This window comes from Acidocella sp. (assembly GCF_028687955.1).
Classification (GTDB): Bacteria; Pseudomonadota; Alphaproteobacteria; order Acetobacterales; family Acetobacteraceae; genus Acidocella.
Genome location: NZ_JAQTZC010000021.1, coordinates 21,394 through 30,539, shown reverse-complemented (window position 1 = coordinate 30,539; position 9,146 = coordinate 21,394). Strand labels below are relative to the sequence as shown.

General features: G+C 64.7%; 10 protein-coding genes. 8 read left to right on the top strand and 2 right to left on the bottom strand.

Features of this window, described 5'->3' with window-relative positions:
- Positions 1 to 42: 42 nt before the first annotated feature.
- Both hpnK and hemF read right to left on the bottom strand, forming a co-directional pair.
- The gene (gene hpnK / locus PHE40_RS04585; protein ID WP_299958665.1) at positions 43 to 840 is read right to left on the bottom strand and encodes a hopanoid biosynthesis-associated protein HpnK; all 798 of its coding nucleotides are present in this window, start codon (positions 838 to 840) and stop codon (positions 43 to 45) included.
- Positions 831 to 1,694: an oxygen-dependent coproporphyrinogen oxidase gene (gene hemF / locus PHE40_RS04580; RefSeq protein WP_299958662.1), complete on the bottom strand. Its 864-nt coding sequence runs from the start codon at positions 1,692 to 1,694 to the stop codon at positions 831 to 833. The genes hpnK and hemF overlap by 10 nt, the downstream gene beginning before the upstream one ends.
- A gap of 103 nt (positions 1,695 to 1,797) precedes the next feature.
- On the opposite strand from hemF, the gene petA reads away from it, so the two are divergent.
- The 8 genes from petA (at position 1,798) to PHE40_RS04540 (ending at position 9,141) form a co-directional block, all read left to right on the top strand.
- The gene (gene petA / locus PHE40_RS04575) at positions 1,798 to 2,352 is read left to right on the top strand and encodes a ubiquinol-cytochrome c reductase iron-sulfur subunit (RefSeq protein WP_299958659.1); all 555 of its coding nucleotides are present in this window, start codon (positions 1,798 to 1,800) and stop codon (positions 2,350 to 2,352) included.
- Positions 2,353 to 2,363: 11 nt separating this feature from the next.
- Positions 2,364 to 3,485 (top strand): cytochrome b N-terminal domain-containing protein, encoded by a 1,122-nt coding sequence (locus PHE40_RS04570; RefSeq protein WP_299958656.1) that lies wholly within the window; start codon positions 2,364 to 2,366, stop codon positions 3,483 to 3,485.
- Positions 3,485 to 4,195 (top strand): cytochrome c1, encoded by a 711-nt coding sequence (locus PHE40_RS04565; RefSeq protein ID WP_299958653.1) that lies wholly within the window; start codon positions 3,485 to 3,487, stop codon positions 4,193 to 4,195. Before PHE40_RS04570 ends, PHE40_RS04565 begins: the two co-directional genes overlap by 1 nt.
- 124 nt (positions 4,196 to 4,319) lie before the next feature.
- Entirely contained in the window at positions 4,320 to 5,195 is an 876-nt protein-coding gene (locus PHE40_RS04560; protein WP_299958650.1) for an S-methyl-5'-thioadenosine phosphorylase, read from the top strand.
- 73 nt (positions 5,196 to 5,268) lie between these two features.
- On the top strand, positions 5,269 to 5,946 hold the full coding sequence (locus PHE40_RS04555) for a MarC family protein (protein ID WP_299958647.1): 678 nt from the start codon (positions 5,269 to 5,271) through the stop codon (positions 5,944 to 5,946).
- A gap of 50 nt (positions 5,947 to 5,996) precedes the next feature.
- Positions 5,997 to 6,458, top strand: coding sequence for a MarR family winged helix-turn-helix transcriptional regulator (locus PHE40_RS04550; protein WP_299958619.1), 462 nt, complete (start codon positions 5,997 to 5,999; stop codon positions 6,456 to 6,458).
- Positions 6,458 to 7,564 carry an HlyD family secretion protein gene (locus tag PHE40_RS04545; protein WP_299958616.1) on the top strand — a complete coding sequence of 369 codons (1,107 nt, stop codon included), beginning with the start codon at positions 6,458 to 6,460 and terminating at the stop codon, positions 7,562 to 7,564. The genes PHE40_RS04550 and PHE40_RS04545 overlap by 1 nt, the downstream gene beginning before the upstream one ends.
- On the top strand, positions 7,564 to 9,141 hold the full coding sequence (locus PHE40_RS04540; RefSeq protein ID WP_299958613.1) for a DHA2 family efflux MFS transporter permease subunit: 1,578 nt from the start codon (positions 7,564 to 7,566) through the stop codon (positions 9,139 to 9,141). The genes PHE40_RS04545 and PHE40_RS04540 overlap by 1 nt, the downstream gene beginning before the upstream one ends.
- Positions 9,142 to 9,146: the final 5 nt, after the last annotated feature.

The following is a 9,146-nucleotide window of genomic DNA, read 5'->3' as shown; positions in this document are numbered from 1 at the left end:
TTCTGCCACTTCACAAAAAAACCCGGAGCCATACGGGGTTTTTTATTGCGTTTTTTTCAGCGCCAACAGCGCCGCCAGCTCCGCCTCATGCTCATAATCAGGCATCAGGCCTTGCACCGCCGCATCGCGCGCCGCCGCCGGATGAAAATAGATCTCGGCACTTCCCGCGGGCAAATGCCGCAACAGCAAGCGCACGCGCTCAATGGTCATATGCCCGGACCATTTCAGGCCAAACACATGCCGCGCGCTCTCCAGCCCGCGCGCCTGGAAGCGCAACAACCGGCTCCAGTAATAAAGCGCGTAATCGCCAAACCCCACGCGCGCGCCGCATGCCTTCATCACCCCAGGCGGTTCGGCCGGAACCCTGATCCGCGTCAGGCCAAACTCCCGGCCCGCCGCAATCATCATCGCCGCCACGGTGGGGTGAAAATGCATGTGCTTATGCGCATCGGCATGGTGCAGAGGCAGCCCCGTGGCGGCAAAAGCCTTAAACTGCGCGCGTATCTCCGCCCGCAACTCGCGCCGCGCCGCGGGTGAAAAAAAATACTTAAACCCCAGCACCGCCTGGTTTTGCCCGAACCGCCCATCCGGCTCCGTGATATGCGGCAGCTTCGCATGACCCAGCAGCGAATCGCCATCCACCAGCACCAAATGCAGCCCCACCTTCAACCCCGGCAGCGCCCGCGCCCGGCGCACCGCATCCGCCGCGCCCGGCGCCGCCACCATCAGGCTCGCCTGGGTCAAAACGCCCTGGGTATGCGCCAGCTCCACCCCCTCGTTCACCCCAGCCGACAACCCGAAATCATCGGCCGAGAAAACCGGCGGCGTGCTTAAGGCCATTTCACTTCCGGCGGCATGGACATCAAAATCGCTTCCGTATTCCCACCCGTCTTCAGCCCGAACATGGTGCCCCGGTCGTACAGCAGATTGAACTCGACATACCGCCCCCGGCGCACCAGCTGCGCCTCGCGCTCCTCGGGCGTGAAGCTCTCGCGCATCCGCCGGCGCACAATCTGCGGATAGGCCGCCAGAAACGCCTCCCCCACATCGCGGGTGAAGGCAAAATCCGCCCCAGCATCCCCCGAATCGAGGTAATCGTAGAAAATCCCGCCCGCCCCGCGCGGCTCCTTGCGGTGCGGCAGATAAAAATACTCGTCGCACCATTTTTTGAATTTTTCATAATAATCCGCGCCGTGCCGGTCGCACGCGGCCTTGTAAGCGGCATGGAAAAACGCCGCATCCTCGCCCGCCTGCGCCGTTCCCGGCTGCAACGGCGTCAAATCCCCGCCGCCGCCGAACCAGCCCTTGGTGGTCACGATCATCCGCGTGTTCATATGCACCGCCGGCACTTTTGGCGAGCGCATATGCGCAACCAGGCTAATCCCCGCCGCCCAGAACGCCGCGTTTTCGCCCGCGCCATGCATCTGCCTGGCAAAATCGGCACTGAAATGCCCCTGCACGACGGAGATGTTCACCCCCACCTTCTCAAAAACCTGGCCGCGCATCACGCTGATCACGCCGCCGCCGCCCTCGGGCCGCTCCCAGGCCGTGCGGACGAAGCGGCCGGGATTGCCCCCCGCTTCGTCCTCTATCTCCTCAAAAGCGGCGCATATCCGGTCCCGCAAGGCGGCAAACCAAGCGGCGGCGGCGCGTTTCAGGGCCTCATGGGCGGGGAGGGCGGCTAAATCATTCATGTTGAAATCATCATACGGGCTTCATGGACGATCATCCACTCTTGAAATTTTCCGGCGTTCCCGTCATGCGTGTTCGAGAATAATTTGCGCGGCAGGAGACGAGATGGCTGATACGTCACAACATGCGATGGAGCACGGCGGGGAATCCCGGCGTGATTTTTTAAAAATCCTTACCGTGGCAAGCGGCGCCGTGGGCGCCGGCGCGGTCATCTGGCCGTTCATTGATGCTCTGGGCCCGGACGCCGACGGCGCGGCGGCGGCGCATCTCATCGTCAACGTCGCCAGCATCCCGGAAAATTCAGCGATCACCGTCACCTGGGACGGCCTGCCGATCTACATCCGCAAGCTGACCGCGCAGCAGATCGCCGATACGAAAGCCGTGGTCACCAGCACATTGGTTGACCCCGCCAGCTTCAACAGCCGCGTGAAGCCCGGTTATGAGAGCTTCGTCGTGGTCGTCGGCCTCAACACCGGCTCGCCCTGCGCCCTGGAAGGCAACGCCCCGGCGGACCCGCGCGGTCCCTTCGACGGCTGGCTCTCCCCTTGCGACGGCAGCGTCTACGACCCGCTGGGCCGTGTGCGCGGCGGCCCGTCGACCAAAAATCTCGTGATTCCGAGATTCAAGTTCATCAACGACGCGCAAATTCAGTTCGGCTGAGGACCAGCATTATGAGCACAGACGTTAAAAAATCATGGCTGGCCTCCCGGCTGCCCTGCCCCGCAAAGGAAACCGGAAACTGCGCCCCCACGCTGGAGCGCGGCGCGCCGTACCTGGCCAGGCTGCCCGCCCTCATCACCGGCGTGGCGCTGCTCCTGCTCGCCTCCGGCTTCGTGCTGGCGGTGTACTACAACCCGGACCACGGGTTTGCCTCCATCCAGTTCATCGCCCGCAACGTCAACAGCGGCTGGCTGATCCAGGGCTTCCACACCACCGGCGCGACCATGCTCTTCGCCGCCGTGTATCTGCTCCTCTTCCGCGACATCTACCGCCGCGCCTACACGGCGCCGGGTGAGCTGGTCTGGCTGCTGCGCGTCAAATTGTTCGCCCTGCTGCTGCTCGTTGGCTGGCTCGGCTATGCCTTGAGCGACGGCGCGGTCGCCTACTGGAGCCTCACCGATGCCGGCAACGCGGCAACCGGCCTTGGCGGCGTGGCTGGGGTCATCGGCCGCTGGTTCTTCGGCGGACCGAACGGTGCCGGCACCCTCGCCCGGCTGGAAGTTTTCCACGCCGTGCTGGCGCTGGCCGTCCTCGGCACCCTTGGGGCGCACCGCTGCGCCACCCGCGCCCTGGCCCGCCAGGCCAAGCCGAAGCACCCGGTGAGCTGCCATCCCTATTACACCGCGCAGACCTTCGCGGCCTTCGCGGTATTCGCCCTCATTTTCGCGGTGCTGATGTTCTTCGCGCCGCATTACGGGCTCAACCCCCTCAACCGCGCCGCGGCGGACTCGCTCATCATCCCCGCCGTGCTCAGCCCGCCCTGGTATCTGGCCCCGGTCAGCGCCGTGGCCTCAGTGTTCTCCACCACCTTGGGAAGCATTTTCGGCGTCATCGCCATGCTGGCCGTGCTCGCGGCCCTGCCCTGGCTCGACCGCTCATCGCCCGCCGGCAAGCGCGGCCTGGTCTACCGCCTGCTCATGGGCCTGCTGCTGCTTGATGTCATCGGTCTGGGCTGGAGCGTATCCGACCCCGCCTGCACCATATCCGGTGGCCTCACGGTGTTTTTCACCATCTGGTATTTTTTTCACTTCCTGGTGCTTACCCCGCTGGTCACAGCCTTGGAGGCTAAATAATGCGCCGTCTTTTCGCTCCTCTCCTGGCCGCGGGCCTGTTGTTCAGTGCCGCCGCGCATGCCGAAGACACCCTCACCCCCCTGCACTGGCAGTCCCAGGGCAGCTTCGGCAGCTTCGATAAAGCGGCCGTCCAACGCGGCTTCCTGGTTTATCAAAGCGCCTGCGCCAGCTGCCACTCAGCCAGCGCGCTGCACTACCGCGACCTTGAAGCCCTTGGCTTCTCCCCGGCGCAGGCCGCAGGCATCGCCGCGAGCGTGAAGCTGGCCAACGGCGCCCCCGCCACGCTGGATGACACCTTCAAGCCCGCCGCCGTGCCGGCCTCCGCCTTTGGCGGCGCACTGCCGCCGGATCTCTCCACCATCGAGAGCGCCCGCCCGCACGGGCTAGACTATGTCTACAACCTGCTCACCGGCTACACCGCCGCCCCGGCCAGCGTCACCCTGCTGCCCGGCCGGTTCTATAACACCGGCTACCCCGGCCAGCAGATCGCCATGCCCCAGCCGTTGAAGGGCAACGATGTTGTCTACGCCGATGGCACCGCCGCGACCCTGCCGCAGGAAGCCTCCGATGTTTCCGCCTTCCTCGCCTGGTCTGCCGATCCCAACCTGGACGAGCGCCATGAGATCGGCCTGCGCGCCGTGCTCTTCCTGCTGTTCCTGAGCATCATCGCCATCGCCACGAAGCGTAAAATCTGGCGCGAAACGGCCTGAGCCGCCGCGCCCCGGCAGCACCAAAACGGCGCCCCGCCCAGGGCGCCGTTTTTGTATCCCCATGGTCAAACCGGGGCAAAAACCCTAAACGGGCGCCACTTCATTCTCCAGCAAGGGTAACGGCATGTCTCACACCACCCCCGTCATCGGCATCATCGGCGGCTCCGGGCTGTATAATATCGAAGGCTTGACCAACACGCGCTGGGAGCGGGTCGCCACCCCCTGGGGCGAGCCCTCCGACGAGTTGCTGATCGGCGAATTTGCCGGCACCAAGGTTGTCTTTCTGCCCCGCCATGGCCGCGGCCATAAAACCCCGCCCAGCGCGCTCAACTACCGCGCCAATATTGATGCGCTCAAGCGTGTGGGCGTTACCGACATCATCTCCCTTTCCGCCGTCGGCTCGCTGAAGGAGGAACTCCCCCCCGGCCATTTCGTCATTGTTGACCAGTTCATCGACCGCTCCTTCGCGCGTGAAAAAAGCTTCTTTGGTCCCGGCTGCGTCGCGCATGTTTCCATGGCCCACCCCACCTGCCCGCGCCTGGGCGACGCGCTGGAAGCCGCCGCCACGGACCTCGGCTTGCCGGTCACCCGCGGCGGCACCTACCTCGTCATGGAAGGCCCGCAATTCTCCACTTTGGCCGAGAGCAACCTCTACCGCTCCTGGGGCTGCTCGGTCATCGGCATGACCAACATGCCCGAAGCCAAGCTCGCCCGCGAGGCCGAGATCGACTACGCCAGCATCGCCATGGTGACCGATTACGACTGCTGGCACGAAGAGCACGACGCCGTGACGGTGGACGCCGTGGTGCGCGTGCTGCTGGACAACGCCGAGAAGGCCCGCAACCTGGTCAAATCCGTACTGCCCAAACTCGGTGCCCCGCGCGGGCTCTGCCCCGCCGGCTGCGACCGCGCGCTGGAATACGCGCTCATCACCGCGCCAGAAGCCCGCGTCCCCGCCATGCTCGCGAAACTGGACGCGGTGGCCGGCCGCATCCTCTGACTTCATGAGGCCGCCTCACGCCCCCGGCGGCGGCCTCTTGGTTTTCCCCCCGGCAAACTGCTAGCCTGCGGCCATGATCCTCCCCGGCGCGCTCGCGGCTTTCCTGCTCGCCTTTCCGGCGCTGTTCTCCATCGTCAACCCGCTGGGCGGCGCGATCATCTTCAATGAGGTCACCACCCAGCAGTCGCACGCCCAGCGCGTCGCGCTGGCCCGGCGCGTGGCGTTGTATTCCACCCTGGTCATGCTGGTCTCGCTCTGGGCCGGCACCTATATCCTCAGCTTCTTCGGCATTTCGCTCAACGCCCTGCGCATCGCCGGCGGCATTGTCGTCTCCATGCGCGCCTATGAGATGCTCTCAGCGCCCGATACCACCTCAGCGCGCAAGGAGCAGGAAGCCCGCCCGGTCGGGGAGGCGCACAGCCAGAATCTCGCCGGCTTCGCCTTCTTTCCGCTCACCCTGCCCTTTACCACCGGGCCGGGGACCATCGCGGTCGCCGTGTCGCTCGGTACCGTCCGGCCCGATGGCCTGGCCGCCATGGCGGCGTTCTACACCGGCGCCAGCCTCGCGGTTTTCGTCCTCTCGCTCCTCATCTGGCTCTCCTACACCACCGCGGACCGCATGGCCGCCATCCTGGGCACCCTCGGGCGGCAGGTCACCTCACGCATCGCGGCCTTTCTGCTGTTGGGCATCGGCGTACAAATCGCCCTCTCCGGCATCATTCCCGTATTGCACGAGGCGCTGGGCAGATAAGCGTAAAACCACAGATGCAAGTTATAAGCGCGCTTATAATATAGTGCGCTATGAACCAGGATTTCGATCGCGACATGTTTGTGCTGCTGCATGATGTAGCCCGGCTGAGCCGCGTCGAGGCGGATAAGCGCGCCCGTGTGATGGGCATGACCCGCGCGCAATGGGGGCTGTTGCTGCGCTTGGCCCGCAATCCAGGCCTCAGCCAGAAGGAAGTCGCGGATATGCTGGAGGTCGAGCCGATTTCCGTTGCCCGGCTGGTGGACCGCTTGGCCGCCGCAGGTCTGGTGGAGCGCAGCGCCGACGAGCAGGACCGGCGCATCTGGCGCCTGCACCTGCTTCCACGCGCCACCGCCATGCTGGAAGAAATCACCCGCCAGCGGGAAATTCTAGCAGCCTTCATTGCCGAGGGAATCTCCGACTCCACCCGCGAGACCATCATCGCCGGGCTGCAGCGCATGAAAACCAACTTATTGCGGGCAGAACCTGCCCCCGGCCTCAAGGAGTCGACGTAATGTCCCAGGCGAACACCGTGGCGCGGGAAAAAACCGCCCAGCCGGCCCCTCCCGGCGCCCAAGCCGTCCGGAACATCAACCGCAGCCGCCTGCTTCGCCCGCTGCTCATGTTCGGCGGCACGTTCCTCGTGCTCCTCGCCATACTCGCGTTCTGGCTCACCAGCGGGCGCTATGTCAGCTCCGACGACACCTATGTCGACGCCGCGAAAGTCTCCCTCTCCACCGATGTCTCCGGCCTCGTCGCGGCTGTTTATGTGCATGACAACCAGCATGTCACCGCTGGCCAGCCGCTGTTCAGCCTCAGCCAGACCAGCTTCAACATCGCCGTCGCCGCCGCGCGCGCGCAGCTGGCGCAAGCGGTGCTGGATGTAAATGCCGCCAAGCGCGGCTATGCGCAGGCCTTGGCCCAGATCGGCCAGCAAAAAATCCAGATCGCCCGCGAGCAGGCAGACCTCGCCCGCTTTGCCGCCGTGGTCGGCAATGGCGGCGTCACCCGCTCAACCTTCGATGACGCCCGCTTTTCCCTCGCCGCCGGCCAGGCCAAGCTCAACGAGCTGGAACAGGCCGCCGGGCTGCAACTCGCCAAACTCAGCGGCAACGCTGATATTCCCGTGAAGGACACCCCCGCCTACCAGAGCGCCGAGGCGGCGCTGAACAACGCGCTGGTCTCGCGCAAGGACAGCGTGGTGCGCGCGCCCTACTCCGGCTATGTCACCCAGGTTGAGCAATTGCAGCCGGGCATGTACCTCCCCGCCGGCACCGCCGCCTTCGGCCTGGTCTCGGATACCGATGTCTTCATCACCAGCCAGCCGAAGGAGAACGATCTCACCTGGGTGCGCGATGGCCAGAGCGTCACCATCACGGTGGACAGCTACCCCGGCCAGACCTGGAAGGGCGTGGTCGAGAGCATCAGCCCGGCCAGCGGCTCGGAATTCTCAATTCTCCCGGCGCAGAACTCCTCGGGCAACTGGGTCAAAGTGGTGCAGCGCATCCCCGTACGCATCAAAATCATCTCTGGGCCGCAGGGGCTCCAGTTGCGCGATGGCATGAGCGCGGAAGTCTCCATCGACACCCGCCATCACAGGCATCTTTCGGACCTGTTCTGATGCACACCCCGCCCGGCACGGACGAGAACACACCAAACCGCGCGCTGCTCACCATCTGCCTGATGATCGCGACGCTGATGCAGGCGCTGGACTCCACCATCGCCAACGTGGCCCTGCCTTACATGCAGGGCACCTTGTCCACCTCTTACGACCAGATCACCTGGGTGCTGACCTCCTACGTCGTCATGGCCGCGATCATGACCGCCCCGGTTGGCTGGCTCTCGGCGCGCTTTGGCCGCAAAAACCTCTTCATCACCTGCCTGGTGGGCTTCACCATCACCTCCATGCTCTGCGGCCTCGCCGGATCGCTAAATCAGATCGTCGTCTACCGCCTGCTGCAAGGCGCGTTCGGCGCGGCGCTGGTGCCGCTCAGCCAGTCCACCATGATGGACATCTACCCAGCCGCCCAGCGCGGCACCGCAATGTCCATCTGGGGCATGGGCGTCATGGTCGGCCCCATCCTGGGCCCCACGCTCGGCGGCTACCTCACCGCCAATTTTGACTGGCGCTACGTCTTCTTCGTCAACCTGCCGTTTGGCATCGCCGCCATCGCCGGGCTGGGGCTGCTCATGCCCAAAATCAAACCGCGCAGCACCAGCAAATTCGACTGGACCGGCTTTGGCGTGCTCTCAATCGCCCTCTCCGGACTGCAAATCGCGCTGGACCGCGGCCAGGAGCTGGACTGGTTCTCCTCAACCACCATCATCGGCTGTTTCATCATCGCGGGCCTCGGCTTCTACCTGTTCATAGTACACATGCTCACCGCGCGCACCCCCTTCATCCCGCGCGCCGTGTTCGCCGACCGCAACTTCCTCGCCGCCCTCATCACCATGGGCTCGATCGGCATGGTGCTGCTGGCCGCCTCGGCGCTGCTGGCGCCTTATCTGGAAAACCTCGGCAACTACCCGGTGGCAACCGCCGGCTTGGTCATGGCTCCGCGCGGCGCGGGCACCATGGCCGCCATGCTGGTCGCGGGACGGCTGGTCAACCGCAGCGATGCACGGCTTCTCATGCTGGCGGGCTATCTCATGCTGGGCTTTTCCATCTACATGCAGGAAGGCTGGACGCCCGATGTCAGCCAGGCCTACATAGTGCTCACCATTTTCATCCAAGGCCTCGGGCTGGGCTTCGTCTTCGTACCGCTGCAGGTCGTCGCCTTCTACACACTCCCGGCCGAACTGCGCACCCAGGGCACCTCACTGCTCAGCTTGGTGCGCAATGTCGGCAGCGCGGTTGGCATCTCACTCACCTCCGCGCTGTTGAGCCACGCCACCCAATATGTCCATGCCGATCTGGCGCAATTCATCACCCCCTTCAGCCGGCCGCTACAAATCGGCGGCGCGGTGAGCCGGCTGCTCAATCCCGCAACACCTCACGGCGCTGCGCTGCTCGATTCCATCATCAACACCCAGGCACAGATCATTGCGTATATGGATGATTATAAATTCATGCTGTTCAGCACCATTCCCGCCATGGCCTGCCTGTTGCTGATGCGTCATCCAGAAACGAGCCATCCAGAAACACGTCATCCAGAAACGAGCCAGCCCGCCGCCGCCAGCCACACCGCTTTCGAATAACCTCC

Bases quoted from the DNA above. Each gene is read 5' to 3' on its own strand.
- PHE40_RS04550 (WP_299958619.1), top strand. From the start codon at position 5,997: ATGAACCAGGATTTCGATCGCGACATGTTTGTGCTGCTGCATGATGTA.
- PHE40_RS04560 (WP_299958650.1), top strand. From the start codon at position 4,320: ATGTCTCACACCACCCCCGTCATCGGCATCATCGGCGGCTCCGGGCTG.
- PHE40_RS04545 (WP_299958616.1), top strand. From the start codon at position 6,458: ATGTCCCAGGCGAACACCGTGGCGCGGGAAAAAACCGCCCAGCCGGCC.
- petA (WP_299958659.1), top strand. From the start codon at position 1,798: ATGGCTGATACGTCACAACATGCGATGGAGCACGGCGGGGAATCCCGG.
- PHE40_RS04540 (WP_299958613.1), top strand. From the start codon at position 7,564: ATGCACACCCCGCCCGGCACGGACGAGAACACACCAAACCGCGCGCTG.
- hpnK (WP_299958665.1), bottom strand. From the start codon at position 840: ATGGCCTTAAGCACGCCGCCGGTTTTCTCGGCCGATGATTTCGGGTTG.
- PHE40_RS04565 (WP_299958653.1), top strand. From the start codon at position 3,485: ATGCGCCGTCTTTTCGCTCCTCTCCTGGCCGCGGGCCTGTTGTTCAGT.
- PHE40_RS04555 (WP_299958647.1), top strand. From the start codon at position 5,269: ATGATCCTCCCCGGCGCGCTCGCGGCTTTCCTGCTCGCCTTTCCGGCG.
- hemF (WP_299958662.1), bottom strand. From the start codon at position 1,694: ATGAATGATTTAGCCGCCCTCCCCGCCCATGAGGCCCTGAAACGCGCC.
- PHE40_RS04570 (WP_299958656.1), top strand. From the start codon at position 2,364: ATGAGCACAGACGTTAAAAAATCATGGCTGGCCTCCCGGCTGCCCTGC.